The following is a 25,420-nucleotide window of genomic DNA, read 5'->3' on the forward strand; positions in this document are numbered from 1 at the left end:
GCCCGTTCGTCTATCGGTTAGGACGCCAGGTTTTCAACCTGGAAAGAGGGGTTCGATTCCCCTACGGGCTACCACTTGTGCTTGTGCCATTAGCAGATGGCCCGTTCGTCTATCGGTTAGGACGCCAGGTTTTCAACCTGGAAAGAGGGGTTCGATTCCCCTACGGGCTACCACTTCCCTGACTTACACCCCAAATTTTTCGCGGCAAAGATCCTGAATCTGCCCCCACAGCGATTTGAATTCCGGTGTGTTTTCCGCGGCGTAGTGGAAGTTCTTCATAAGACCTGTGAGCTGGGTGAACACCTGACGCACTTCACCCTTATCTTCGAATTCCGCAGTTGATTGCGTAACATCATAGACCAGCTTGAATGTCATCTTCTGACGCTCTAGCGGGACGGTTGCGTCGACTTTGTCAAAGGCATCCTGCTGTAGGTACACCATGTCCACGAACAGCGCTTTTTGCTGCGTGACGAAGTCCTCGATGGTGACACCTTCTTCGCCGGTCACCTGCATCATCTGGTCGACCTGTTCGCCTTTTTCAATCAGGGCCAGCAGATCGCGCACCTTGCCTGTCCAACCGGGCGCGGCGTTCTTGTCGTACCAATCCGAAAGCTGATCGGTGTATCGCGACCAGCTAAGCATTGGGTCAACCGCAGGATAGAACCGTTTATAAGCCCGTTCCGAGGACAGCCCCAGAAAGCACTTCACGGTAGACAGCGTGGACTGCGTCACAGGCTCGTCAAAATTGCCACCCGCTGGTGAAACCGTTCCAATCAGCGTCAGACTACCCAGGTCGCCATCATTGGTCTTCATCGCCCCTGCGCGCTCGTACAGGCCCCTGATCGAGCTTTCCAGATAGGCAGGAAAACCCTCTTCACCCGGAATTTCCTCCAGCTTGCCGGAAGTCTCGCGCATGGCCTGCGCCCAGCGGCTGGTACTGTCCGCGATCAGCAGAACATCATACCCCATCTGACGATAGTATTCGCCCAGTGTGATGCCGGTGAAAATCGACGCCTCGCGGGCCGCAACGGGCATGGAAGAGGTGTTGCAAATGATGATCGTCCGATCCATCAGACTGCCGCCCGACATCGGATCGGTCATCTTGGGGAATTCGTGTATCGTTTCAACAACCTCGCCCGCGCGTTCACCACAGGCAACGACGATCACGATATCCACTTTGGAGTTCCGCGCGATCAGGTTTTGCAGCACGGTTTTGCCCGCCCCAAACGGGCCGGGAATGCAGGCCGTACCACCGCGGGCGATAGGAAAGAATGTATCGATCAGACGTTGCGAAGTCAGTACGGGTTCAGTCGGGTACAGTCGTTCCGACAGGGCACGTTTAAGAACTGTTTCGGGCAAGGGCCGCCGAACTGACCACTTCTGACAAAGCGTCAGTGTGTGTTCACCCCCCTGCTCGTCTTCAAGTCGGGCAACAATCTCATGAATCGACGCGGCCCCTTTCTGAACCCAGACGACCTTGTATTCTCCAACCCAATTGAAGGGCAGCATGATCTTATGTGTAAACCGCCCCTCGGGAACGGTGCCGATGCTATCCCCCGCCGTTACTGTGTCCCCAACTTTGACCGAGGGCGTGAAGGACCATTTGGCCTGATCGTCCAGCGGCGCCACATCAGCACCGCGCGGCAGGAAGGTCCCAAATTCGGAAGCGACTTTGGGCAAAGGCGATTGTAGGCCGTCAAAGACCTGACCCAACAACCCCGGCCCCAGTTCTACGGACAGCAACTGACCCGATTGTTCCACCGGGTCGCCAACAGCCACGCCGTCTGTGCTTTCATACACCTGTACATCAGCTGTGTCCCCGCGCACGCGCAGCACCTCTGCTTTGAGCCGTTCCTGGCGCCCGCCCGGCCCAGCACGGGTCGGCAAGATGAACACCACCTCGTTCTTGACCAGTTGCCCGGGAACTCCGGCTGCATCATGGTTGGCCTGGATCTGCACCAGCCCTTCCTGGACCGAGACGACACGGGCGGTTGCGGTTTGAACCGGGGGTGTTTGGGCAGTCATGCGCTAACTCTCTCAAAATCGAATTCTGCGACATTGGCCATGGCCTGCTGGGCCAGCTTCTCAAATCTCGTGGCTGCGTCCTGAGCGTTGCTTTGCGCCCATCGATCAAAAATGTTCCAGATCAGGACGTATATTGCCACGGCCTCAAAATCGAACAGGTGGCGGGCGGCGTACCGTTTCAGTTGCTTATGGCTGACCGACAACAACAGTCGCTCCAGCCCCAAAGGGTCCTCAGCTTCTAACAGCTGACGCGCTTCCTTGATCCACGGCATCGGCACCGAAAGTCGGAAATCCGGGTCCCCCCAGTTGGCTGGAATATGGCGGCTCCAACGTCCAATGCCGTACGCTCCCGAGGGCGGATTGCCTCCACGCGCGCGCAGGCGCAGTGCAGCAACTACAGTGCGCAAGTCCATCCGCTCAAGGAACAGTCTACGCAAGGTTGGTTGCGGAATTTTGCCCAACGCCTGATTGCATCTCTGTACCGCCTGCGCATCCGTGACATCTATGTCATATGCACTCCAGTTCAACGCCTGCTCCAACACTTTCAGAACACGCGCATCCTCAGGTGCAAGCGCCGTCAGGCGACGATCCAGCCGCAGCCGTGACAAGGGTGGCTGCTTGGCCACAAACAACCGTTCAGATCCCGGCAAGCTGCTGATCAGCGCGATATAGGCGTCAGGGTCTGACATCTCAGCGGATCACACCTTCCAGCACGGCACGGAACCGCGGCTGAAGATGCTCCATCAGCAGTGAGGCGACCGCCTTGTCCGTCAGGTCCAGCACAACGCCCTGATCTTCGGCCCGAACGCGGATACCATCTTGGTTATCGTCCGATGCATGCAGCTCTACCTGTTCGCGCAACATTTCAGCTGTCAGCCCAAGAACATATTTGGTCAGCTTGCCAGACTGGATGTCATCCGCGTTCTGCTTGATGTCTTCCTGCGTCGCGACTTTGGCAGGCAGAATGACCTGGACCTTGCCATCCAGATTGACGCCATCAGCCTCTCGACCGACGACCTCCAAAATCATCTGTTTCAGCAATTTCGGGTCAGCCATTTCCTTGGTCACCAGACGTTCGACATCTTCACGAAACCGGTCGGTCAATCCACCTTTCATGGTCAGAACTGCATCACGCATGGCGGTATTCAACGCCTCTTCCCCCGCCGCGCGGTATTTGTCGGAATCGCTGCGCGCCTTTTTCTGATAATCGTCCGCTTCGCGTTTCGCGTCAGCCAAGATTTTGGCGGCTTCGGCCTTGGCCTCTGACCGCAGTTTTTCAGCGTCAGCCTGACCAGCCGCCACGCCATCATTTCGCAGCTTATCGATCAGGGCATCCACACCGTGTGAAATCATGCCATCCTGCGCCATCAGCTGATCCCCGCGCTGATCACCAGAGCAAAGACAAAGGCAAAGACGCCGAACCCTTCGATGATCGCCGCCGGAGCCAGTGCCAGGCCAAAGATCTCGGGCTTTTCTTTGGTGGCGTTGATCGCCGCAGCACAGGCCCGACCCTGCCAGATCCCGCAATACATCAATGCGATGCCTGACAGGATACCTATCCCGAACAAGCCACCCGCGTTTTCGGGTGTCACATCTCGGTTCAAGGTAAACATGATGACGATGCCGTAAATCACCATGGTCGACGGAAAGGCTGATACGCCAACAAAGCGACCATAGCCGCCTTCAGTTTCTGTCATGGCGCCAATACTGGCCATGCCGGCGATGGAGCACCCGATCGCGCTGGAGGCCGCGCCCAACGCCATAGGCGCGTAAATGCCCAGCCAACCCAATGTCAAAACAAGCTCATTCATTCCTGAACCTCCTTGCGGGCGAACGGGCGAAAGACAACGCCTTCGTCCGGCAGACCCCATTTAAAGAATTCGATGTAATTGAGACGTAATCCGTGGACGACGCCGCTCATCATGGCGAGGGCGAAGTTGAGAATATGGCCGATGATTAGGATCAGCAGGGCAAGCAGAACGCCGAGCCCCTTGAGGGACTGCATCACCGACCCCGCCAGATCGTTGAACGTGATCGCCAATGAGGCTGAGGCCAGACCTAACGCAAACAGGCGCATGTAGCTTAGCACGTCTCCGAACGCCCCCATGGCCCCGGCAAGGCTTTGCAGCCCTTCGATCAGGCGCCAAACCCAGTCGGTTGGTTTCTTGATGACCCGCTCGCTTGAGAACCAGACGATGGCCAGAACCCCGATCCCCATCAAGGCCGCACCCGGCACCGGAGAATTGCCCTTCATGTAGCTAAGCCACAAAATGAATCCTCCAATCAGCGCCGCGATCCAGCCCAGATTGGCAATGGCGTTTCGGTGCCCCCAAGCCGCGCGGGCGGCAAGCGCATTGGCCAGCACCAGATGCAAAACGCCAACGACAATCGAAACCATCATCATCGCGCCGAAATTGTTGAGATCGAGCACTTGGAGCTTGGCCCAGATTGATCCGTCTGCCGGCGATACGCCGAAATAGCTGCCGACTAATATGCCGTACAGGATCGTCGCCCCCGAGATGATCACGCCAAAGCGTCGCCAGGAACGCTCATGTGGTGTGCGATCAAGCCGTTTCCAAAACAACAAAAGCCCCGCCAAGATAATTGCCCCGTACCCGGCATCGGCCACGATCATCGCAAAGAAGATCGCGAACGAAACGGCGACAATGATACTGGGGTCCCAATCCTTGTAACCCGGCACTTGATAAAACAGCGCCAAGTCCACTGCAGCACTACGCTTTTCCGGTTGTTCCAAAAAAGTTGGCGGGCTGTCATAGGGGCTGGGTTCTTCGATCAGTACGGCAGCATCCTTAGCGTTTGCCATGTCCAGAACCGCATCTATACGATCCTCGGGCACCCAGCCCTGAAGGGCAAACATCGCCTCTTCGTCGCGAACCTTTTGCGTGGCATGGGCCAGCTCGGCCGCGCTTTCGGCAACCGAAAGGTTCCGGCGCATCAGTTTTAGGTATCGGGTTTGCGCAACGCGTTCAGCCTCAAGCGCTTCGATGGCGATCTCAGCCTCTTCCAGTTGCGCCTCAAGCTCGTGAATGGGCAGCGATCCGGTGTGCGTGCGCGGAACTGGCAGGATATCGTCATCCGGCTCATCCGGGTCGATCAGTACGGCATAGATGAACCTATGGTCCTGCTCGAGTATGGCCCAGGGCATATCCAGGGCCTCCAACGCATCGCGATACTTCAGTGGCAGTTGATAAAACCATAACCGGTTCCCCGCCAACACATCGTCGGGTGGAAAATCCAGGTCCCCCCAAGGGCGAACCTGCGCGATCCGGTTGGCCAGAAAATCCCTTTGGTCCGTCATGTCACGGGTCCGTTGCATCAGGTCCAGCACATTCTTGACGAACTGCTCCATGTCAAAACCGGGGTCGCGCTGTATCTGGCGGCGCGGTTCGGGCACGTCATGCAGGAATCGCAACGCCTTATAGGCGTCCCGCGCACCGCGCTCGCTGATCTTTTCCGGTTCAGAGGGCGGCGGGGCCAGCGGCAGGACGTGCATGCATCCCAATTCCTGCAGCGCCTCAAGCGTTTCGGTCTTTTGATCTGCTCGCCCGACCAGTGACAGTTTCTTGAGCCTCGCGACACTCATGACACCGCCTCCTGCGCATGTTTGCGCTTTGAGATTTTCGACCGGACCACGGCCTGCATCTGTTCATCACTCAGATAAATGCGGATTTTCTTTATGTTGGCTTTGGCGCGCGGGATCAGAACCTTTTCGAACAGATTGACACGCTGGGTGATGGTGGCCACAGCCCTATCGAATATCTTCACCCGCTCTTCGGCCACTTTGACCCGTAGACGCGCCTCGATCATATCGTGCAGCAACCGGGCCGCCGCATCGACCCAATGAGGTTTGGCCAGATAGGAATACGGACGCACCGCGACCTCGATCCGGTCTAGCGAAGGCATCTTGACCCCCACAACGTTGACCTCTTTGACTTGGTAGTCCTTCAACTCGACCAACCCGCCCAGATCGACGCCCTGTTGCGCTAGCATCGGCAGCTTTTCCCCGACCTTTTGCGCCAGTTCCTGGACCTCATCCTGCAGGCGCTGTACATCCTCGCGCGCCTTGGCACGTTCTGCCATCAATTGTTGGCGCTTGAGGTCCAGCGACGGCAAGAACCGCTCATAGCTTTTCAGCTGCGTCTGCTCGCGCGCGAGCGACGATTTATTCAGCTGCAACCGCGCCATCGGCATCCTTTGGGAAATACTTTTCGATCAGGGCCTGTTTCATCAGTAGCTGCTCAGGTGCGAAACACTCGGCCAGAGTTTTCCACCCCAAATCCAGCGCATCTTCCAGCGAGATTGAAACGTTGATGTCCATGAACCGGGTTTTGAACAGGTCACCAAACTTCAACAACTGATGGTCGTAATCCGAAAGGTCGAACGCCATTGCCTGTTTCTGCGCGGCGTCGCGGCTTTCTGAATAGAACCGGATCATGGTGTTCATGATCTGCCCGTGATCCTCGCGCGTCGTCTTGCCGATCACGTTCTGCTTGAGCCGCGAGAGGCTGCCGAACGGGTCAATCACACCCGAGTGCAAATAGATCTGCCCCTCGGTGATATAGCCCGTGTTATCCGGCACAGGATGGGTCACGTCATTACCGGGCATCGTCGTCACGGTCAGCACAGTGACCGATCCGCCCTTGGCATAATCACAGGCCTTTTCGTACCGACGGGCTAATTGGGAATAGAGGTCACCCATATAGCCACGCTGCGACGGCACGCGTTCCTGGCTGATCCCGACCTCTTTCATCGCATCAGCATAGGCGGTCATATCGGTCAGCAGGACCAGAACGCGCTTACCTTCCTCCACCGCGAATTTTTCGGCCACGGCCAGCACCATATCGGGTACCAGCAGCCGTTCGACCAGCGGATCCATCGCCTGATTGACGAACATCACCGTTCGGGAAAACACGCCTGCATCCTCGAAGGACGTCCTGAAGGTAAAGTAGTCGTCAAAGATCAACCCCAGCCCGCCAAACACCACGATATCCGCGTCCGCCTGAATGCCGATACGACTGAGGAACGCGTTGAACGGCTCACCTGAAACCGAAAAGATCGGGATTTTCTGACTTTCGACCAGCGTGTTGAACACGTCGATCATGGGCACATCGGTTCGGATCATCTTGTTGGGAACGGCGCGTTCCGCCGGGTTCACGGTTGGCCCGCCAATATCCACGCGCGGCTCAGACGACAGGTCAGGTCCACCATCAATAGATACACCCGCGCCGTCAAAAACGCGGCCCAGTATGTTCTGTGAATATGGCGTCTGCATCGGGTGGCCCAGGAACGTCGCCGTCGCCTCGGTCGAGATGCCCTTGGTGCCGGAAAACACCTGCAGGGTGACAACATCCCGGTCAATGAAAATGGCCTGCGCCAGCGTCTTGTGGCCGTCCACGGTTTCGATTACGGCCAGATCATTGAAACGCACTGCTGCGTCGGTCGATCCGTCCAGAGGCACCCTGACTTTGATCGTGTCTCCGACAATCTCAAGAACACGCGTGTACTTCAAAAGACTTCCGGACATTGCTCATCCTCGGTCGTTAAAGGTGTTTTTTGAAATCAACGCCCCGTAATAACTTGGCGTTTTTTGCAATCATAAGCTCAGCTTACAACGAATTCATGAATTGGCAAATGAGGATGTCTTTGTTGCGACAAAGGAGACGAAAACTGCCTCTGGTGACCAAAAACGTTGGTATTCAAACGCGCTGGGAAGGCTCACCACCCCCTGCGCCCGAACAGGGATTGCAGCCGGCTTTGCCCGGCAAAAGGATCGACCTCTGATGGCGCGGTCAGGCCCGAGACAACGCGGCGCACCATTACCCAGCAGATTACAGCAAATATCACACCGCCCAGCGCCTGCCCCAACAACACCCCCGGAGCACCAGCCAAATAGGCCCCGGCGACCGCAAAAGGCCACGTGCCCAGCGTATGACGCCCCCAGTTAATCCACGTGGAATAAATGGGATAGCCAAGGTTGTTGAAGCTTGCATTCGCAACAAAGATCACCCCGTTGAAGAAGGACGCCAAGGCCAGCGGCCCGCAGAACAGGTAAATCAGCGCCCGCGTCTCGCCTTGGGCCTGAAACAAATCGGCGATGGGGGCACGCAGGACGAACAGCACCGCCGCCATCAGAACCACATAGACGGCGGTGAATTTTACGCCTGCCAGGAATGCGCCCTTCACCCGATCATACTGCCCTGCCCCAAAGTTCTGCCCCACGATTGGGCCTATGGCCCCGGACAATGCAAACACGACGGAAAAGGCAACAGGCATCAGCCGCCCTATTACTGCCATGCCTGCCACGGCATCTGTGCCAAACTGCGCTACTTCACGGATCACGATGGCGTTGCCGACAGGCGTGGCGACATTGGTCAGAACCGCCGGTATTGCAATCGCCCGCACCGGTTGGAGGTCTTCCATCACTTGCTTCAGCGACGGTCGCGCAAAACCACGGTGCACGCGCACGGCGGGCCGGATCGCTGCTACCAGCATACAGATACGCGCAATGACCGAGGCAATCGCCGCCCCGTCCAGGCCAAGACCAACAGCAAAGATCAGGATCGGATCCAATATCGCGTTGGTCAGCCCGCCGTAAATCGTAGCCTGCATAGACCGGCGCGCATCACCATGCGCGCGCAACACAGCCATACCCGTCATTGCCGCAGCCATCACCCACATGGTCGGCAGTATGATGCTGACATACCGTGCGGCCAGTTGCAGAACCTCACCCTGTGCGCCCAGCAAAGACAGCAGAAACTTGATGTTAATCATGACTATGGCAGACACAATCAATCCCATCAGAATACCAAGAAGGGCAACGCTGGTTCCGAATTGGCGGGCTTTTTCGGGCCGCCCGCCCCCCAACTCGCGGGCGACAAGGGCGCCGGCGGCAATCGACAGTCCCACATTGATTGAGTTGGTGAAAAACAAAAGCGTGCCTGCATAGCCGACCGCTGCGGCCAAGGCGTCATTGCCCAGCATCGAGATGAACACCATGTCCACAAAATCCACGGCAAAGATCGCCATAAGGCCAATGCTGGTGGTCAGCGACATTCGGGTCACATGCCGCATCAGACTGCCGATCAAAAAGACAGCCATGCCCTTGGATTGTTGTGTCATTGGCTGGTCCGTCCCTTTGTTCTGGAAATCAATCTGCCCCTGATGGGCACCAGTCAGCAACCTCAAACTGGTGCTGGTCGCGACGAATACAGCCCTACCATTTTTGGCAATCCGCATTTTGCACCGCTGCGATGATGTTGCAGTACGAAAATCCTTGCCGCTTTGGATATCGGCATCCAGCGCTGAGTCCACTGGCGCCTCGCACACAGCATTCTGCGCCAACGGATTTTGCCGGATTTGCCTGATCGACGCGAAGGTCACCGTTCTCAACGAACAGGACAAACTCACCCATCCCGGCGTGTATTACCTTTTCGGCACCAACGTTTCCGTAGTGTATGTCGAGGGCGGGCACGCATGTGGCCGCCGTGCGAAACGGTCGATGGCGGTGAGGTACTCTGACCGCGGGTACCGCCATGCGGGGTACCAGCCTGCACTGGACGCAGGTCTCATGGTAGAAAAATCAGTACCAAAACTCGCTCAATACATTATAAGAAATGAATATACTGAATTTACGATATTCGATTAGCGCGAAGACCTGGGGAGGATTCAATGCTTCGACTTACAACCTGTTTGATCTCTTTGCTGACACTACCAGCGCTTGTTTGGGCAGACGCGGTCCCCAGCAAAGAGGCTGCCGAGGGCACCTTTGCAGACCGCCCTTATTCGCCCTACGCCAACCGATCGTTCCCCGAACGGCCGCTTTGGGGTGATACACACCTGCACACCGGTTTGTCGCTGGATGCGGGCGCATTCGGAAACACCTTGCTTCCTGATGAGGCATGGCGGTTCGCAAAGGGGGAACAAGTTATTTCGTCAACCGGTCAGGCCGTCAGGCTGGCGCGGCCCCTGGATTGGATGGTGCTGACGGATCATACTGATTTGATGGGTTTCGCCCCTGACCTGCAGGCCGGTAAACCTGGCGTTATTGGTGACCCAAAAGGCTTGGAGTGGTACGAAGGTTACAAGGCGGGTGGTGAAGAAGCCGGGAAAGCGGCCTTCGACATTATTACAAATTTCTCTCAAATGACCCTGCCGGAAATCCTACTTGAGTCATACAGCCCAGGCGCGGACGCATTCGCATTTACATGGGAAAACATCGTTATGGCAGCGGAACGGCATAACGACCCCGGCAATTTCACCGCCTTTATTGGGTTTGAATGGACGTCCGTTCCCAAGGGATTCAACCTGCACCGCAATGTCATGCTACGTGACGGACCAATTCGGGCACTGCAAATGGTGCCGCCGGTGACTCAGCCTCCTTACGGCGACACCGACCCCAAGGCGCTTTATGCGTGGCTTGAAGAATATCAGGGTAAAACCGGCGGTCGCGCGGTTGCTTTTGCGCATAATGGCAACCTGTCAAATGGCTGGATGTTCCCCACAGAGGATACTTATCACGGCGGCAAGGTAGACGAAGAATACGTGCAGAACCGCGCCAAGTGGGAGCCGCATTATGAGGTCACCCAAATCAAAGGCGACGGAGAAGCACACCCCTTCCTAAGCCCGGAAGACGAATTTGCGGACTATGAAAACTGGGACGTCGGCAACCTCGACATTACCGAGCTGAAAACAGAGGACATGCTGGCCGGTGAATATGCCAGAGAAGCCTTGAAACGTGGCCTGATGCTGGAAGAAAAATTCGGGGTGAACCCTTATAAATTCGGAATGGGTGGGGCAACAGACAGTCACACATCGCTGGCAACAGCTGAAGAGGACAACTTTTTCGGAAAATCCGTCAGCGTTGAACCGTCGGCCACAAGAATCCAGCACCCCTTTATCGCCAATGATCTTGGCGAAATCCCCGGCGACCTTCTTGTCGCATCTGGTTACACTGCCGTCTGGGCCACCGAGAACACGCGTTCCGCGATCTTTGATGCTTTCAAACGGCGTGAAACCTATGCCACGACTGGTCCTCGGATCGGTCTGCGGTTCTTTGGTGGATGGGAATTTGACGAAGCAGATCTTGAGACCCGGTTCCTTGCGGACGTTGGCTACACCAAAGGCGTTCCGATGGGCTCGGACTTACGCCCTAACGAAGGTGATGGAGCGCCTTCATTCCTGATTGCAGCGCTACGCGATCCGGTTGGGGCCAATCTGGACCGGGTACAGGTCGTAAAAGGGTGGCTCGATGGCGAAGGAGAGTTGCACGAGAAAGTCTACGACGTTGCATGGTCGGATGACCGGGCTGCTGATGAAAACGGCAAAGTCCCGGCTGTCGGCAACACCGTCGATATCGAAACCGCCAGCTGGAGTAACACGATTGGAACCGCCGAGCTTGTGTCGGTTTGGGCCGATCCAGACTTTGATCCAAATGCGCGGGCCTTCTACTATGTCCGGGCGCTTGAAATCCCCACACCCCGTTGGGTCCTGTACGACAAGGTCCGGTTCGGTATTGAATTGCCGGAAGAGGCGCAGCTGATCCATCAAGAGCGCGCGTATTCGTCGCCAATCTGGTACACACCTAGCGAATAACCGAACAATACACTAATGACATTGCCGGGCGGTCAACCCCGCCCGGCAATATTGCGACACGACATTGAGAACCCGCATGCAAATTCTAAAACAACCTTTAGTCCACTTCATTTTGATCGGGGTTGCCATTTTCGGTTGGTTTGCATGGATTTCCCCGCAACAGGACATCGTTGAAGAAACCGACACGATCACAGTCGATGGTAACGATGTCGCCCTACTGAAAACACGTTTCCAAAACAGCTGGAACCGTCCGCCGACGGAAGACGAGTTACAGGCCCTGATTGACGGGGCGATCCGTGAGGAAGTTCTTGTACGCGAAGCGCGCAAGCTGGGTCTAGATCAGGGTGATCAGGTCATCCGCGCACGCTTGGCGCAGAAGATGGATTTTCTGACTGACGCAATCGCAGCCTCGGTCGAGCCCGAACCCGAAGTGTTGCAGACCTTTCTGAACGAAAACCCGGAACGGTTCACTAAACCGGCACAGATCGCTTTTGACCAGATCTATCTGGGCGAAAATCCCGAAACGGACGCTATCGAAAGCACCATTGCGTCTGCAAATTCAAAGCAGGATTGGAGCAACATTGGACAGACAACTTTGCTTCCGAAGTCCATGCCTCTGACGGCGCAGCGCGTGGTGGACGCAAATTTTGGCTCGGGTTTTTCGTCGGCATTGAGGGCATTAGAGCAAGGCAACTGGTCTGGCCCGGTACAATCTTCATATGGCATCCACATCGTTCGCGTCACAGAGAAACAAGACCCCATACTGCCAAAACTAGAAGAAATCCGCGATTCCGTTTTGCTGGAGTGGCGGCGCGAAACCGGCTCGGATCTGGCTCAGGCGCAGTATGAAAATCTGGCGTCGAATTATCTGATCGCAACACCTGCCATGGACCAGACGCTCGAATGAAGGGACTCTTTTGTCTTATGTTCTCGGGCTGGCTGATGTTCGCGGCACAAGCGGGACATGCACATGCGCTTGACCCCGGTTATTTGGACCTGCGGCAATTGGCGGCCAACACCTGGCAAGTGCTATGGCGCAAGCCTGATGTAAATGGCCGCCCCATGGGTATCGATGCCATACTACCCGCTCAATGTGCCCAAAACCGAGGACCCGAGCCACGATCCGACGGAACAGCTTGGATCACGACCTGGGTTCTTGAGTGCGAGGACGATATCGCCGGTCACACCATCACCATTGAAGGGCTGGAGCAACAACGAAACGACGTTCTGCTGCGCATCCAACCCATATCGTCGGAACCATCCACCTTGCGGTTCACACCCGAGACGCCTGCTTTGATCATACCAGAACAGCCAACGACCTGGTCAGTTCTGAGCAGTTACTTCCGCCTTGGGTTCGAGCATATCCTGGAGGGTTGGGATCACCTTCTGTTTGTTTTCGCTTTATTTGTGCTGGTGCGCGACCCATGGCGGTTGGTCGGGGCGGTTACAGCCTTTACCGTCGCGCATTCCATTACGCTGGCGCTTGCCACGCTGGGCGTTCTGAACGTGCCCGGTCCACCGGTCGAAGCCGTGATCGCCTTGTCGATCGTGTTCCTCGCTTTGGAAATCCTCAACCGAAAGGATGGTGAACTGCGCCTGTCCGAACAATATCCCTGGATCGTCTGCTTTTGCTTCGGATTGTTGCACGGACTGGGATTTGCTGGCGCGCTGGCCGATATCGGAGTTCCAACCGAGGATATCTTCGCTGCACTGCTGGCCTTCAACATCGGGGTCGAGGCCGGTCAGCTTCTGTTCATCGCCGCACTGTCGGCCCTGATCCTGTTATGGCGTCTTGCGCTGCCAACGATTTCGCAAAAGGCTGGCGTCGTCGCCGTACCCGTCACCGGATATGCCATCGGCTGCGTGTCGCTGTACTGGTTAGTTGAACGCGTCAGCGGGTTTTGATTGGCGTGTCCGCTAATTCGCGGCCTCTTGCAGCAGCAGTAAACACGCCTGAACCCGGTCCGTTTCGACCTGCGCCCAGCCTTCGTTTGTTAGTTTCTGGTGCTGGCGCGCCTCGATCAACACCTGCTGGGCGCCCTCGGGATCACCGGCCTTAAAAAATCAGCTTGGCGATCAAAATCAACGGGTACCGTTTGTAGTTCCCTGCACCACTGTCCCACCAGGCCTCGGCCGTCTGACGCACCCCACTGATGTTGTTAAAGGTCGGCGCATCATAAACAGTCGCCTATTTGTGCCCGGAAAATCGCAATTGCTGGTCCAGTTACCGGCGTCACCGACGGGGCATGTCACCATCAAGGACGACACTAAAGCTTTGGCCAAGTGCAACGACAAGGGCGGGTCGACGGGCGCATTTGGTCGGAACCTACGCGACGGAAAGGTGGCAACTAAAGGCGATACGCTCTTAACTCGGACGAAATCCAGAGAGAAACGGGAGGGGGCCGGTACGACCGGTTCAGAAAATCGATTGATCATCAAAGCGCTGAAAATTATCGCGAGCACGCTTATTCTGGGTGTCGTCGCAATTGTGGGTTATCTGCTGATCGCCCCGCCTGACCTTTTGAAGGTGGGAACAAATTATTCGGCCAAGATCGTCTGCTCCAATGTCTTCATTGCCGGGCGCGACCCGGAAGAGGTTCTGACCGTCGATGTTCAGGCCCCGGGGCATCCATTGCTTAAGCAGATATCGATCGACGTGGACGCCGAGGCCCAAACTGTGACAGCGCGGATATTCCGGTTCTTTGCCCCCGCGACCTCGCAATATCGCGAGGGGCTTGGCTGCACCAATATCCATGACGCGACACTCAGCACTGCGACCTTAGCCGCAATCGAGCCCTTGCCTACTGGTCTCTGGCCCGCCGGCGACGAAGTTCAATTGTCACAAGACCCGGAAATTGCGCGCATCCTGGCGGATAGCACCCTGCTGGGCGAAGGATACCGTGCAGTGGTAGTCGTGCAGGGTGGGCGTATCGTTGGCGAGACCTATGCGGAAGGGTTTGACGAAAACACGCCTTTGCTTGGGTGGTCGATGACCAAGACAGTTACTGCAGGCCTGATCGGCACCCTGATCGAATCCGGCCAGATGTCGCTGGATGATACGTTGACCGACAGCTATCCGGACTGGGCGCAGGATAGGCGCAAAAGCATCACCCTTAAGGACATGCTGGCCATGTCCAGCGGTCTGCAATGGAATGAGGAATATGGCGACGTCTCGGACGTGACCAAGATGCTGTATCTCAATGATGACATGGCAGGTTTTGTCTCGGACCGCCCGGCGGAAAGTGAGGTTGGGGCGGACTTCAACTACTCATCGGGGACGACCACAGCCTTGTCGCGCGTCTGGCAGGATAAGCTGATCGATGGCAGCCTGACCTATCCGCAAGAGGCTCTGTTCGAACCGTTGGGCATGACATCCGTCGTGCTCGAGACCGACGCGGCGGACACATTTGTCGGGTCCAGCTATATGTATGCCACTGCACGTGACTGGGCGCGTTTTGGACAATTGCTGTTGCAGAAAGGCGAATGGAACGAACAACAAATCCTGCCCGAGGGCTTTACGGACTGGATGTTTGAGCCGGTTGCCGCATCTGACGGGATGTACGCCAAAGGTCATCTGTGGCTGGACTCTCCGGGAGGGTTGCCACCCTATGAGGACGCCGTCTGGCTTCAGGGGCATGACGGGCAGTTTATCGGTGTATTCCCATCCCAAGACATGGTCGTTGTGCGGTTGGGTTTGACGCCCTCCCGGTACGGATATTCCTCGTTACCGCTGGCCGAGGCGCTCATCTCTGCCTTGCAGAATTGATAAGAACGGCCCGCTGGTCGGGCCTTTGCTCTATTCCAGAATTTGCGTTGCGATACCGGTGGTTGTCAGCTCATCTTCTACCAGGGCATAGATCTGATCCGGCGGCGTATTCAGAGAATACAACATCAATGCAGGATCGACACCCATGTCGATCAGATGCTGCATCGTCTCGCCCTGCCCCTTTTGGATGCTTTCAACGGCAAAGACCACGGGGATCAGGCGCGGTTGGTCATAGTAATGCTGATGAAGTCCGACAATGCCTTGCAGTGACACGATACGCGCGACCCCATCGGCCAGAACATATGGACCGGCGGACGTGCAGACCGCGCCCGGCTGTACAGCCGATGACAACCCGGTCTCGCGAATCTGCGCGCCGATCAACAAGGCTTCGGACACGTGGCCGCCCGGGCTGAGCAGCGCGACCATGTCGGGTTGTTCTTGCATCTCGGACAAATGGGTGTCGAACCTTTCGGCATCGCCGGTTTCGATCTGACCGCTCACCAGAAGGACCCGCCTCAGATCACTGGATTGCTCCAGCTCAGCCAGATCTTCGAAGCTTTGACGCGCGCGTTCGACCTCGCGCCCCAGCGCCTGACCGCTGAGTGCAATGTCATGCGCTTGCTCAAGCGCCGCCTGGTAGTCGCGCACGGTGTTTTCCAGGTGCTGTTCGACCGCTGCGGCACCAGCCAGTGCAGCGGCGTTAAGCCAGCTGGACATAGCGATAATTGCAACGGAACCAACGATCGTCGAAAACGTCAGGCCAATGAACCGCGGGCTGTGCACATCGACGGAAGTAACCGCAGCATATAGCTCCAGAACACAAAGATGCCGACGGACACCGCGATCGAGTATGCGACCGCTGCGAAGAGGGTTACCACGCCATTGTCTTCCAACAGTGACGAAACACAAGGTAAGTGTAGATTTCCTAAGCGATCGCCAAAACACCCAAAGCGGCGGGCGTGAACGTGTCCAACCAGGCCAGATGCGCCTCAAGCTCTTTGGCCGTCCGAAGCCCCCTCGCCTCCTCCGCGGTCAGGCGGTCCCTTTTCTCCGTCATGTCACCCCACGCTCCCAATCGTTAAACTTAGATAATCACTAGATAATAACGCATGCGACCATTTGATTTGGTCCCATGCGTAACTTCAAGTTGAGCGGGTTGGGGCGAAGTGTTGTGATCGTTCCAGGATTACCGCGACGGGTTCAAAACACCGGCGAATCCAGCATGACAGAACTGCAACAGGTTCCGGATAGCACCCTCGGCGTCGCGTTTTTGGTCAGGGCCGGAAAGTGCCCCAATCCGCCACTCCGACGTGCACAACGCCAGCATGGACGACACTGAAAAAACCAACGCCCCGGCAACGTTCGCCGGGTCGGCCTTGGGGTATTTTGTGCACAGCTTGTGAACGACCAGCGAAGCGACGGGATCAAAATGGGTTTTGGCCAGCGCATGCCAGCGCGCATCAGCGGAAACAATCGCCACAATGCGCGCGTACGCCAGCCACTGCGGGTCATTGCTGAATGCGCGGGTCAACAGCGGCCGCATGAAGGCTGACATCAGGTCCGCGGCGTCCCAATCGCCGCGCTCCTCCAATCGGCTGATGGCTTCACGACGCTCTTGCGATAGCTCGCTGGCTCGGCGTGCCACGATGCGTTCAAAAAGCTCATCCTTTGGACCACCGTGAAAGTTCACGTTGGCCTTCTGAACCTGCGCCCGTTCGGCGATGTCGCGAATCGAGGCACCGTCGAATCCCTGCTCGGCAAAGACAAGTTCCGCAGCGTCAAGAATACGTTCTCGTGCCGCAATGGATCGCTGCGATGGCGCCCTTTTTCTTTCTTTTACAGCGTGTTGTGCCATTTCAAAAACTAATTTGCCTTATTTCGAACGATCGTTCAAGATAAATAGTGTCGCAGGAGGAGAGACGGATGGAACAGGTGCAAGTCGGAGCGGGCCAGCCGATCACGATGAAGGCCCGCCCGGAAGAGTGTTTTGCTCTGATCGGAGCTGGGCCCATGGGTCTGGCGATGGCCAAGACACTTGTCGAGCAGGGAGTGCCATTTCAGGGATTTGAACTGGCTGATGATGTGGGTGGTCTGTGGAACATCGATGCCCCTCGGTCTACGATGTACGAGACCGCCCACCTCATATCGTCTAAGAAAATGACCGAATTCACCGACTTCCCTATGCAGGAAGAAACGGCGGAGTATCCATCACATCGCGAGCTCAAGACGTATTTCCACGACTTCGCGAACGCATTTGACCTGTACCAGCACTATCACTTTGGTGCCGAGGTCCTGAGCACCACACCGCTGGACGCAGGCGGATGGGAGGTGAAGTGGCGCGACAAGGCAGGCACTAAGCACTGCCAGATCTTTGCGGGTGTTCTGATCGCCAACGGCACCTTGTCCGAACCCAATCTACCCAAGTTTGAGGGAGAATTTACCGGCGAGTTGATCCACGCTTCGGACTACCGTTATCCGACGCAATTCACAGGTAAGAGGGTTCTGGTTATCGGGGCCGGAAACTCGGGCTGCGACATCGCGGTTGACGCCATTCACCACGGGCAGTCTTGTGACATCTCGATGCGCCGGGGGTACTATTTTGTACCCAAATACGTCTTCGGTGTTCCGGCTGACACGATGGGCGGGAAGATCAAACTGCCCATGTGGCTGAAACGTAAAGTGGACGGGGCAATTCTAAAATGGTTCGTGGGTGATCCGCAGAAATATGGCTTTCCCAAACCGGATTACGCCCTCTACGAGTCCCATCCCGTCGTCAATTCTCTGATCCTGTTCCACGCCGGGCATGGCGATTTGAAGGTGCGCCCTGACGTTGAGCGTTTCGACGGCAAGACCGTCCATTTCCGTGATGGCACCAGTGCTGAATACGATATGATTCTGGCCGCGACCGGTTATAAACTGCACTACCCGTTTATCGACAAGTCGCACTTGAACTGGCAGGGCGACGCCCCGCACCTGTACCTGAACTGTATGCACCCAACCCGCGATGACCTTTTCGTCCTGGGTATGATCGAAGCATCGGGTCTGGGGTGGCAGGGACGGCATGAACAGGCCGAGATGGTGGCGCGCTATATCGCAGGGCTAAGTTCCGGAAACTCAGCTGCAAAGGCCATTCACGCGAGCAAATCCGAAAAATTCGAACGCGCGACCGGCGGCATGAATTATATCGACCTGCCCCGGATGGCCTATTATGTCGACAAAGCGACCTACCGCGGTGAAGTGACCCGACAGATCGCGGCGTTGAAAGCGGCCCAGTCATGAACGGGATCGACGATGTCGCGCTGAACTTCGATGCAGGTAATCTAAAGTTGCTTAATACCATCCTTGCCGTCGTGATGTTCTCAATCGCGCTGGATCTTAGGATAGATGACTTTCGCCGGATCCTGCGCGGACCGAAACCGTTGCTTATTGGGCTGGCGTCTCAGTTTTTGGTTCTACCCGCACTCACCTTTCTGATGCTGCTGGTGGTCAATCCACTACCGTCGGTCGCGATGGGGCTGATCCTTGTTGCTGCCTGCCCAGGTGGGAACATATCGAATTTCATGACGCACCGTGCTGGCGGAAACGTCGCGCTTTCGGTGTCGATGACCGCGTTTGCAACAGTGGGGGCCATCCTCATCACACCGGCCAATATTGCCCTGTGGGGGAACCTTTATGCGCCAACGCGCGAGATCCTGCAAAGGACCGAGATCGACCCGGTCGCAGTGGCCATTACGGTCGGTTTCATGCTGATCCTGCCGCTCATCCTCGGTATGCTGGTCAATGCGCGTTTCACAGCCGTCGCCGATAAAATCCGCCGCCCGATGCAGTGGCTCTCAATGGCGATCTTCATCACATTCATCCTGGTGGCTCTTGCCGCGAATTGGGTCAATTTTCAGCGTTTTGCCACTGCGATCATCGGGATCGTCATCCTGCATAACGCGCTGGCCTTTATGGGAGGGTATTTGACCGCGACTGTCGCCAACCTCTCGGAGCGCGACCGCCGGTCTGTCACAATCGAAACAGGGATACAGAATTCGGGTCTTGGCCTCATCCTGATTTTCGCCTTTTTCGGAGGGCTTGGCGGCATGGCAGTGGCCGCTGCACTTTGGGGCATTTGGCATGCGATCTCGGGGCTGGCTCTGGCCGCCTTCTTCGCAAGACGAGAGGTGCCCGAATGCGCCACATCCTGATCACCGGAGCCGCTGGTGCAGTGGGCACTGCCCTGCTGCAACGGCTGGGCGGTCGTGCCGACATCACGATCACCGCAACCGACATTCGAAAGCCCGCCAATTTGCCGAAAAATGCACGGTTCGTACGGATGGATGTAACCGGCAACGCGCCTCTCAACGTCATTCTGGCCGAAGAACCGGACACCATCGTTCATCTGGCGTCCATCGTGACCCCCGGTCCCAACTCGACCAGAGACCATGAATATCAGGTTGATGTCGAAGGTACCCGAAATGTGCTGAATGCGGCGATTGCCGCCGGGGTCAAGCGTTTGGTGGTTACCTCTTCGGGGGCCGCTTATGGGTATCATGCCGATAACCCGGTTGCCTTGCGCGAAACGGATACGATACGAGGCAATCAGGAGTTCGCTTATTCCTGGCACAAGCGGCTGGTCGAAGAAATGCTGGCCGAAGCCAGACAAAGCGCGCCCGACCTCGAACAGGTTGTTCTGCGCGTGGGCACAGTATTGGGGCCCAAGGTCGAAAACCAGATAACGGCTCTGTTCCACAAGCCCAGTCTGCTGGGCTTGAAAGGCTCCGACAGCCCTTTCGTGTTCATTTGGGACGAAGACTTGGCCGATATACTGGTTCGTGCGGCCACGGACGGGCCTGCCGGCGTTTTCAACGTTGCGGGTGACGGCGCGCTGACCATCTCACAGATCGCGTCACAAATGGGCAAATCGGTGCGTTGGCTGTCCCCTGCGGTGGTCAGAATCGCCCTGTCCATTGCCCGCCCGCTGGGTCTGTCGCGCTATGGGCCAGAACAAGTGCGTTTCCTTCTATACCGTCCCGTGTTGAACAATGCCGCGCTGAAAGGCGAATTCGGCTATCACCCCAAATTCACAAGTGCCGAGGCGTTTGATCGCTGGTGGGAGGCTGCCCAATGAAACCAACCGCTGTCATCACCGGAGGCGCCGGCGGTTTGGGTCGTGCGCTGTCCGCCGCGCTGAGGGCCGACGGCTGGCACACGGCGTTGATCGATTTACCGGGGCCAGAGCTTGACGCGCTTGCCAATCAGGATGACGTCAGCATCTATGCCTGTGATCTGACCGACGCTGATCAATGCAAAGACACCTGCACCCGGATCATTGCGGCAAGAGACTCCATAGATCTGGTTATTTACAATGCGGGCGTCTCGCAGATTTCTGCGTTTTCTGACAGCGATATGACATCTCACCGAAACCTGTTCGAAATCAATTACTTCGCTGCGGTTACTTGCGCCCAGAATTTTCTGGAGGCGATCAGGCAGGCCAAGGGAACGCACCTTGCAATCTCTTCCGTCGCGGGTTTTGCACCGCTCATCCATCGAACCGCCTATACAGCCAGCAAACACGCGATGGAGGGGTTCTTTAAGTCCCTTCGCGCCGAAGAATCCGCCCACGGGGTTCGCGTTTCCATCGCCGCGCCATCCTTTGTTGCGACCAATATCGGGCGACCCGAAACTGCTGACGCTGGGTTCGTTCGTCCCGGCTCAGCCTTAGATGGCATCGACTACATGGAGCCGGAAGCAGCGGCGCAGGTGATTTTGCAAGGTTATCGGCGACGTAAAGACTACATCCCTGTCGGACGGATCGCACGGATCGCCAATTTGGTGAACCGTCTGGCGCCAAAGTTCTACGTCCGGCAGATGATGCGCACAGTCGGCAAACGACCAATGCCCTGACCTGTCAACTGACCGAAGCCTCTAACACTGATTTTAGCTTTTGTGCATCAATCGGCTTATGCAGCAAAAGGTAGCCTGCCGTTTTGCAAGAGGTCGCCAATTCAGTCGAACGATCAGCGGAAATGATGCAACCGGGCAGTTGCCCGAATTCGCGCGCCAGTTCGGCAATGGCATCGGTCCCGGACTTGCCGCCATCCAGCTGATAATCGGCGACAATGACATCCGGTAAGATCCCGATCTCGCGCAGCAGGTTCGCAGCCTCATCTTTGCTGGCCGCTTCCAATACCTGAACGCCCCAGTTTTCCATCGTCATGCACAGCGCGCCGCGCAGGTTGTCATCGTTTTCAATCAGCAAGGCAACCGTCCTGTGCAGCACGTCCGAGCGCGGCGGTATCGACGGTTCACCACTATTCAGCGCGTCGCGTGCCTGGCCTGCTGATGGAACCGTGATTGAGAAAACGGTTCCGCGCCCCAGTTCGGACTGCAGACGTATCGGATGTTTCAACAAACCACAGGCGCGTTCCACAATGGCAAGGCCCAAACCCATCCCTTCGGCCGCACTGGCGTCTGAATGAATACGTTTAAATTCTTGAAAAACAACGTCTCTTTGGTCAGGTGCGATCCCAATGCCGGTATCCCAGACCTGAATCGATATGGTTTTCCCCAGTCGTCTTACACCGACCAGAACCCTGCCCGTTTCCGTGTACCGGATCGCGTTCGACAAAAGGTTTTGCAGAATACGCCGCAAGTAACTGGCATCGCTTCTGACAACCGCATCGGTACCCACAAATCCCAATCCAAGCCCTTTTGCTTGCGCCATAGGCCTAAAGGCGTCCTCCATCTGGGAAAAAAGCTCTCCGACCGGGACGGAAGACAAGTGAACCGATGCCCGCCCTGAATCCAGTTTCGATATGTCCAGCAGCGCCTCAAGAATGTGTTCTACACTGTTGAGCGCGCTTTTCGCCTTCGCAGCGACATCCCGCGCGTCAGCCTTGTCCAATCCACTGCCCAGCGTCGAGACGTAGAGTTTTGCAGCCGACAGAGGTTGCAACAGGTCGTGGCTGGCCGCCGCAACAAAGCGCGATTTTGATGCGTTCGCGCGTTCTGCCTCGTTCAGCGCGACCGCGAGCTCCATTGTCCGCGATGCAACGCGCTGTTCCAACAGTTCCTTGGCCTCGACCAGGGCTTGCGCGGATTTTCTGTCTTCCGTCACATCAGTGAAAGAAATCACAAATCCCTGATCCGGCATTTCCTGCGCAAAGACTGACAAAATCTTGGCACGACCGCTGTGCATCTGGAATTGCAGCGGCGGACGTTCGGTCGAGCGATTGACCCAGGCCAGCAGGTCAGCGTCGCTCACGCCGCCCTCAAAACTGATTGTCGCGCTTAACCGGTGAAACAACGTCTGGAACGGTGCGCCCATCTGAAATTGCGCATTGGGAATGGCCAGAAGTTCGCTGGCGCGGTTGTTCCACCCGACCAGACGCAGCTTGCTGTCAAAGATACAGACCCCCTGATCGATATGTTCCAGTGTCGCGCGGATCAGGCGCGCTTTGTCATCGAGGATTCGGTCCCTTTCCTGCCGCTCGAACCGCATGATGTCGGTCACATCCGTCTGCAGGATCACCGTGCCGCCATCCGTCGTCCGGTGTTCGGATACCTGCATCCAGCGGTTGCCGCTAAGGCGGATGTTAAAGACAACGTGATCTTCAGCATGGCGTGCCATGCGCCGCTGTACCCAGTCCTTTGGGGAAACGACCCCGGGCAAGGACAGGAACCTGGACTGGCTGACCAACCCGACATAATCGGTGAACCGCAACCCCGGTGTCAGCTTGGTCTGAATGTCGGGCATATGCAGGCCAAAGCGGCTATTGCACAGGACCATTTCTTCATCCCGATTGAACAGTGCAAACCCTTCCTGTACCGCCTCGATCGCATTGGCGAGGTTTGCGCGGGCGGCTTCGGTTTCCTGATTGGCCTGCGCCAAGCGTGCGTTCGAGTCGTTGAGCAAGTCCAACGCCCGCTCAAGGTCATCTGTTCGGGCCCGCACTTCCTGTTCAAGCATGGCAGCCCGCTGAAACTGTGCGTAAGCCGCACCCGAGGCGTCAGTGGATTCCTCGACCCGCCGCATCAGGGCCGAGACGATCTTCAGCAGCTTTTCATTCTGCCGATCAAGCGGATCATTGGGGTCGGTCAGGGATTCAATCATCGCCTACCCGTCTTCCGGAGGGTAAATCGCGACGCCGGTCAGCGTCTGATTCACATGGATCGAATTGAATTGCTCGCCATAGGTCGAAAACCCGACGACATGGTTCTCGGCCAGCAGGCGCGAAATTTCGCCCGTCTTTTGCTTTTCCTGTGCCTCCAGCCGGCGCAGGATGCAATCGCAGCCCAGGATCGTGTCCGGACGGGTGGTCTGTGTCAGCGCAGCGATTTCTTCCTCGAGATGCGAAACCATGTCGCGAGGTTCGGCCAGCGTCAGCACCAGCCCCTCATCAATCGCGGAAAAGAACACAAGGTCACCATTGCCCGCGACGCGCTGGATGGCCCGTACATGATGCTGGCCGCCGATCTGCACAACCAGCGGGTGGGCCGCAAAGGTAAAGGTCGTCAACTGTTCAGGATCTTTACCAAGCAGACGGGCATATTCGCGCGCGGCTGGCTCGGCGTTGATTTCCTGCACGATACGGTTTGCCGGATCGGCCTTGGTGACGACCATACGCCGCGCCGTTGGCAACAGGTGATCCGTCTTGAACACTTTGATCGGACAGCGCGTGCGAACCTGCGTCAGGATCGCCGCGTTCTGCATGGCCTGACCGTCCATCAACACATAAGTCGCGCCGAAATAGGTTCCGTCCCCTGCGGACCCGCCGAACAAGGGCACCGGCCCCAGCCCAACAGCGAGTTCCGACGTCAGCGCATCCTCTTTCGTCGACAAACCGTCGATCATCAAAAAGGAAAACTCGTGCTTCCAATCCGGTACGGACGCCGCCATATCGTTACGGTTGCGGATCATCTGGTCGATGATGTCCTGCGCCGAGAAATTCCCAAGGTCGGGCACCAACAGAGTGCGCACCTCGAAATGCGAAGACGGTAATCCGATGGCGACAATCTGATCTTCGCCATAGCCGCAATCTGCAAGCTCGCCCGCTGTGGTGCATCCGATTACAGGCGTTGGCGCAAAGGCAACTACTGCCTCGGAAATAACCGCCGCCGCATCCGCGCCGGAGCTCACGAACATAATAACCAAGGACAAAAGATCATCGCCCAAGGATCCCGCGAGTTTTTCAATCGCGTGATCCGTGTCGCGATGTACAAAGCCCGTTTTGACGATACCTGGCGCACGGGCAGCAGCTGTCGCCCACCCGACTGCTTGGTTCATCCTGCCCTCCTCCCTGAAGCGCAACGTCTTCATATGATATGGCGCGAGGGCTTATTCTTGCAAGACGCTGGCAAGAGAAGCCTTCTTGGCAAGCAGCACGGCTTGCGTACGGCTTTGCACGCCGAGTTTACGCATGATTGCAGTTACATGCGCCTTGACCGTGGTTTCGGCAATGGACAGATCAAACGCAATCTGCTTGTTCAGCTTACCCTCACAAATAAGCTGCAGAATGCGCGATTGCTGATTGGTCAATGTGGCAAGCCGATTGGCGGCGTCGCTGTGTTCGGTTTCCGCATCGTCGTCAATCAGTGCAAAACCGTCCGGCACAAAGACGCCCCCGGAATGAACTGTCTCGAAAGCTGTACGAAACACATCTCGCTGGCTGTGCTTGGGGACATAGCCTGAGGCACCCGCACGGATCACCTGACTGATCACACGGTTCTCTGAAATCGACGACACCACGATGACCGGTGCATCGGTGGCCGCTTTGACGCGCACCAAACCTTCAAGCCCGTCCACATCCGGCAGGTTGAGGTCCAGTATAACCGCATCTGGTCGCAACCCACTGGCAATCAGAGCAATCGCGTTTTCCAATCGATCTGCGGTGTGGATTTCACCAATTCGAGTGACACTTTGCAACGTCATCGACAAAGCATCACAAAACAATGGATGGTCATCGACGATCAGGACCTTGTCAAAATCAATCTGTCCGGCATTTTTTGCAAACATGAAACTTGGCCTTCGCA

At 56.8% G+C, this 25,420-nt stretch carries 20 protein-coding genes, 1 tRNA gene and 1 pseudogene; 9 read left to right on the plus strand and 13 right to left on the minus strand.

The genetic code is table 11. The features are described from left to right. Nucleotides 1-98 precede the first annotated feature (98 nt). A tRNA-Glu gene (locus AC2FJC_RS00005) sits at nt 99-173 on the plus strand. A 10-nt stretch (nt 174-183) separates the two neighbouring features. On the opposite strand, the gene AC2FJC_RS00010 is transcribed toward AC2FJC_RS00005, so the two are convergent. The 8 genes from AC2FJC_RS00010 to AC2FJC_RS00045 form a co-directional block, all read right to left on the minus strand. After that, a complete protein-coding gene (locus AC2FJC_RS00010; protein ID WP_496737943.1) occupies nt 184-2,025 on the minus strand; it encodes a V-type ATP synthase subunit A in 1,842 nt (613 codons plus the stop codon). After that, the gene (locus tag AC2FJC_RS00015; protein WP_496737944.1) at nt 2,022-2,714 is read right to left on the minus strand and encodes a hypothetical protein; all 693 of its coding nucleotides are present in this window, start codon (nt 2,712-2,714) and stop codon (nt 2,022-2,024) included. Before AC2FJC_RS00015 ends, AC2FJC_RS00010 begins: the two co-directional genes overlap by 4 nt. Nucleotide 2,715: 1 nt before the next feature. Further along, complete coding sequence (locus AC2FJC_RS00020; RefSeq protein WP_496737945.1) at nt 2,716-3,393, minus strand: hypothetical protein; 678 nt, start codon at nt 3,391-3,393, stop codon at nt 2,716-2,718. Continuing rightward, nucleotides 3,393-3,836: an ATP synthase subunit C gene (locus AC2FJC_RS00025; protein ID WP_050602715.1), complete on the minus strand. Its 444-nt coding sequence runs from the start codon at nt 3,834-3,836 to the stop codon at nt 3,393-3,395. Before AC2FJC_RS00025 ends, AC2FJC_RS00020 begins: the two co-directional genes overlap by 1 nt. After that, nucleotides 3,833-5,629 (minus strand): V-type ATP synthase subunit I, encoded by a 1,797-nt coding sequence (locus tag AC2FJC_RS00030; RefSeq protein WP_496737946.1) that lies wholly within the window; start codon nt 5,627-5,629, stop codon nt 3,833-3,835. Before AC2FJC_RS00030 ends, AC2FJC_RS00025 begins: the two co-directional genes overlap by 4 nt. Continuing rightward, entirely contained in the window at nt 5,626-6,231 is a 606-nt protein-coding gene (locus tag AC2FJC_RS00035) for a V-type ATP synthase subunit D (RefSeq protein ID WP_496737947.1), read from the minus strand. The genes AC2FJC_RS00030 and AC2FJC_RS00035 overlap by 4 nt, the downstream gene beginning before the upstream one ends. Further along, a complete protein-coding gene (locus AC2FJC_RS00040) occupies nt 6,209-7,570 on the minus strand; it encodes a V-type ATP synthase subunit B (RefSeq protein WP_496722048.1) in 1,362 nt (453 codons plus the stop codon). Before AC2FJC_RS00040 ends, AC2FJC_RS00035 begins: the two co-directional genes overlap by 23 nt. Nucleotides 7,571-7,761: 191 nt before the next feature. Next, a complete protein-coding gene (locus AC2FJC_RS00045) occupies nt 7,762-9,165 on the minus strand; it encodes an MATE family efflux transporter (protein WP_496737948.1) in 1,404 nt (467 codons plus the stop codon). A gap of 549 nt (nt 9,166-9,714) precedes the next feature. On the opposite strand from AC2FJC_RS00045, the gene AC2FJC_RS00050 reads away from it, so the two are divergent. The 4 genes from AC2FJC_RS00050 (at nt 9,715) to AC2FJC_RS00065 (ending at nt 15,403) form a co-directional block, all read left to right on the plus strand. Next, the gene (locus AC2FJC_RS00050) at nt 9,715-11,637 is read left to right on the plus strand and encodes a DUF3604 domain-containing protein (protein WP_058274781.1); all 1,923 of its coding nucleotides are present in this window, start codon (nt 9,715-9,717) and stop codon (nt 11,635-11,637) included. A 76-nt stretch (nt 11,638-11,713) separates the two neighbouring features. Beyond that, nucleotides 11,714-12,544, plus strand: coding sequence for a peptidyl-prolyl cis-trans isomerase (locus AC2FJC_RS00055; RefSeq protein ID WP_496737949.1), 831 nt, complete (start codon nt 11,714-11,716; stop codon nt 12,542-12,544). Continuing rightward, nucleotides 12,541-13,542: a HupE/UreJ family protein gene (locus AC2FJC_RS00060; protein WP_496737950.1), complete on the plus strand. Its 1,002-nt coding sequence runs from the start codon at nt 12,541-12,543 to the stop codon at nt 13,540-13,542. The genes AC2FJC_RS00055 and AC2FJC_RS00060 overlap by 4 nt, the downstream gene beginning before the upstream one ends. A gap of 307 nt (nt 13,543-13,849) precedes the next feature. Next, complete coding sequence (locus AC2FJC_RS00065; protein ID WP_496737951.1) at nt 13,850-15,403, plus strand: serine hydrolase domain-containing protein; 1,554 nt, start codon at nt 13,850-13,852, stop codon at nt 15,401-15,403. A gap of 516 nt (nt 15,404-15,919) precedes the next feature. Here the strand turns inward: AC2FJC_RS00065 and AC2FJC_RS00070 are convergent. Together AC2FJC_RS00070 and AC2FJC_RS00075 are read right to left on the minus strand one after the other, a co-directional pair. Then, a pseudogene (locus tag AC2FJC_RS00070) lies at nt 15,920-16,460 on the minus strand (hypothetical protein); the annotation flags it as partial. A gap of 129 nt (nt 16,461-16,589) precedes the next feature. Further along, on the minus strand, nt 16,590-17,258 hold the full coding sequence (locus AC2FJC_RS00075) for a TetR/AcrR family transcriptional regulator (protein WP_496737952.1): 669 nt from the start codon (nt 17,256-17,258) through the stop codon (nt 16,590-16,592). Between the two features lie 68 nt (nt 17,259-17,326). Between AC2FJC_RS00075 and AC2FJC_RS00080 the strand changes: the two genes are divergently transcribed. From AC2FJC_RS00080 to AC2FJC_RS00095, 4 genes are read left to right on the plus strand one after another with little or no spacing between them, the layout of a single operon-like run. Next, nucleotides 17,327-18,682, plus strand: a complete 1,356-nt coding sequence (locus AC2FJC_RS00080) for a flavin-containing monooxygenase (RefSeq protein WP_496737953.1) — start codon at nt 17,327-17,329, stop codon at nt 18,680-18,682. Next, nucleotides 18,679-19,593, plus strand: a complete 915-nt coding sequence (locus tag AC2FJC_RS00085) for a bile acid:sodium symporter family protein (protein ID WP_496737954.1) — start codon at nt 18,679-18,681, stop codon at nt 19,591-19,593. Before AC2FJC_RS00080 ends, AC2FJC_RS00085 begins: the two co-directional genes overlap by 4 nt. Further along, on the plus strand, nt 19,578-20,516 hold the full coding sequence (locus AC2FJC_RS00090; protein WP_496737955.1) for an SDR family oxidoreductase: 939 nt from the start codon (nt 19,578-19,580) through the stop codon (nt 20,514-20,516). The genes AC2FJC_RS00085 and AC2FJC_RS00090 overlap by 16 nt, the downstream gene beginning before the upstream one ends. Continuing rightward, nucleotides 20,513-21,292, plus strand: coding sequence for an SDR family NAD(P)-dependent oxidoreductase (locus AC2FJC_RS00095; protein WP_496737956.1), 780 nt, complete (start codon nt 20,513-20,515; stop codon nt 21,290-21,292). The genes AC2FJC_RS00090 and AC2FJC_RS00095 overlap by 4 nt, the downstream gene beginning before the upstream one ends. Before the next feature lie 4 nt (nt 21,293-21,296). Here the strand turns inward: AC2FJC_RS00095 and AC2FJC_RS00100 are convergent, their stop codons facing one another. Genes AC2FJC_RS00100 through AC2FJC_RS00110 form a run of 3 tightly spaced genes read right to left on the minus strand, consistent with a single transcriptional unit; the run spans nt 21,297 to nt 25,403 of the window. Further along, nucleotides 21,297-23,501: a hybrid sensor histidine kinase/response regulator gene (locus AC2FJC_RS00100; RefSeq protein ID WP_496737957.1), complete on the minus strand. Its 2,205-nt coding sequence runs from the start codon at nt 23,499-23,501 to the stop codon at nt 21,297-21,299. A gap of 3 nt (nt 23,502-23,504) precedes the next feature. After that, nucleotides 23,505-24,674 (minus strand): FIST N-terminal domain-containing protein, encoded by a 1,170-nt coding sequence (locus tag AC2FJC_RS00105; RefSeq protein ID WP_496737958.1) that lies wholly within the window; start codon nt 24,672-24,674, stop codon nt 23,505-23,507. Between the two features lie 51 nt (nt 24,675-24,725). Then, nucleotides 24,726-25,403, minus strand: coding sequence for a response regulator (locus AC2FJC_RS00110; RefSeq protein WP_496737959.1), 678 nt, complete (start codon nt 25,401-25,403; stop codon nt 24,726-24,728). Nucleotides 25,404-25,420 lie beyond the last annotated feature (17 nt).

This window comes from Ruegeria sp. CDSB117 (genome assembly GCF_059611005.1).

Excerpts from the sequence above, each read along its gene's own strand:
- AC2FJC_RS00010 (WP_496737943.1), bottom strand. The coding sequence starts at position 2,025 with ATGACTGCCCAAACACCCCCGGTTCAAACCGCAACCGCCCGTGTCGTC.
- AC2FJC_RS00015 (WP_496737944.1), bottom strand. The coding sequence starts at position 2,714 with ATGTCAGACCCTGACGCCTATATCGCGCTGATCAGCAGCTTGCCGGGA.
- AC2FJC_RS00020 (WP_496737945.1), bottom strand. The coding sequence starts at position 3,393 with ATGGCGCAGGATGGCATGATTTCACACGGTGTGGATGCCCTGATCGAT.
- AC2FJC_RS00025 (WP_050602715.1), bottom strand. The coding sequence starts at position 3,836 with ATGAATGAGCTTGTTTTGACATTGGGTTGGCTGGGCATTTACGCGCCT.
- AC2FJC_RS00030 (WP_496737946.1), bottom strand. The coding sequence starts at position 5,629 with ATGAGTGTCGCGAGGCTCAAGAAACTGTCACTGGTCGGGCGAGCAGAT.
- AC2FJC_RS00035 (WP_496737947.1), bottom strand. The coding sequence starts at position 6,231 with ATGGCGCGGTTGCAGCTGAATAAATCGTCGCTCGCGCGCGAGCAGACG.
- AC2FJC_RS00040 (WP_496722048.1), bottom strand. The coding sequence starts at position 7,570 with ATGTCCGGAAGTCTTTTGAAGTACACGCGTGTTCTTGAGATTGTCGGA.
- AC2FJC_RS00045 (WP_496737948.1), bottom strand. The coding sequence starts at position 9,165 with ATGACACAACAATCCAAGGGCATGGCTGTCTTTTTGATCGGCAGTCTG.
- AC2FJC_RS00050 (WP_058274781.1), top strand. The coding sequence starts at position 9,715 with ATGCTTCGACTTACAACCTGTTTGATCTCTTTGCTGACACTACCAGCG.
- AC2FJC_RS00055 (WP_496737949.1), top strand. The coding sequence starts at position 11,714 with ATGCAAATTCTAAAACAACCTTTAGTCCACTTCATTTTGATCGGGGTT.
- AC2FJC_RS00060 (WP_496737950.1), top strand. The coding sequence starts at position 12,541 with ATGAAGGGACTCTTTTGTCTTATGTTCTCGGGCTGGCTGATGTTCGCG.
- AC2FJC_RS00075 (WP_496737952.1), bottom strand. The coding sequence starts at position 17,258 with ATGGCACAACACGCTGTAAAAGAAAGAAAAAGGGCGCCATCGCAGCGA.
- AC2FJC_RS00080 (WP_496737953.1), top strand. The coding sequence starts at position 17,327 with ATGGAACAGGTGCAAGTCGGAGCGGGCCAGCCGATCACGATGAAGGCC.
- AC2FJC_RS00085 (WP_496737954.1), top strand. The coding sequence starts at position 18,679 with ATGAACGGGATCGACGATGTCGCGCTGAACTTCGATGCAGGTAATCTA.
- AC2FJC_RS00090 (WP_496737955.1), top strand. The coding sequence starts at position 19,578 with ATGCGCCACATCCTGATCACCGGAGCCGCTGGTGCAGTGGGCACTGCC.
- AC2FJC_RS00095 (WP_496737956.1), top strand. The coding sequence starts at position 20,513 with ATGAAACCAACCGCTGTCATCACCGGAGGCGCCGGCGGTTTGGGTCGT.
- AC2FJC_RS00100 (WP_496737957.1), bottom strand. The coding sequence starts at position 23,501 with ATGATTGAATCCCTGACCGACCCCAATGATCCGCTTGATCGGCAGAAT.
- AC2FJC_RS00105 (WP_496737958.1), bottom strand. The coding sequence starts at position 24,674 with ATGAACCAAGCAGTCGGGTGGGCGACAGCTGCTGCCCGTGCGCCAGGT.
- AC2FJC_RS00110 (WP_496737959.1), bottom strand. The coding sequence starts at position 25,403 with ATGTTTGCAAAAAATGCCGGACAGATTGATTTTGACAAGGTCCTGATC.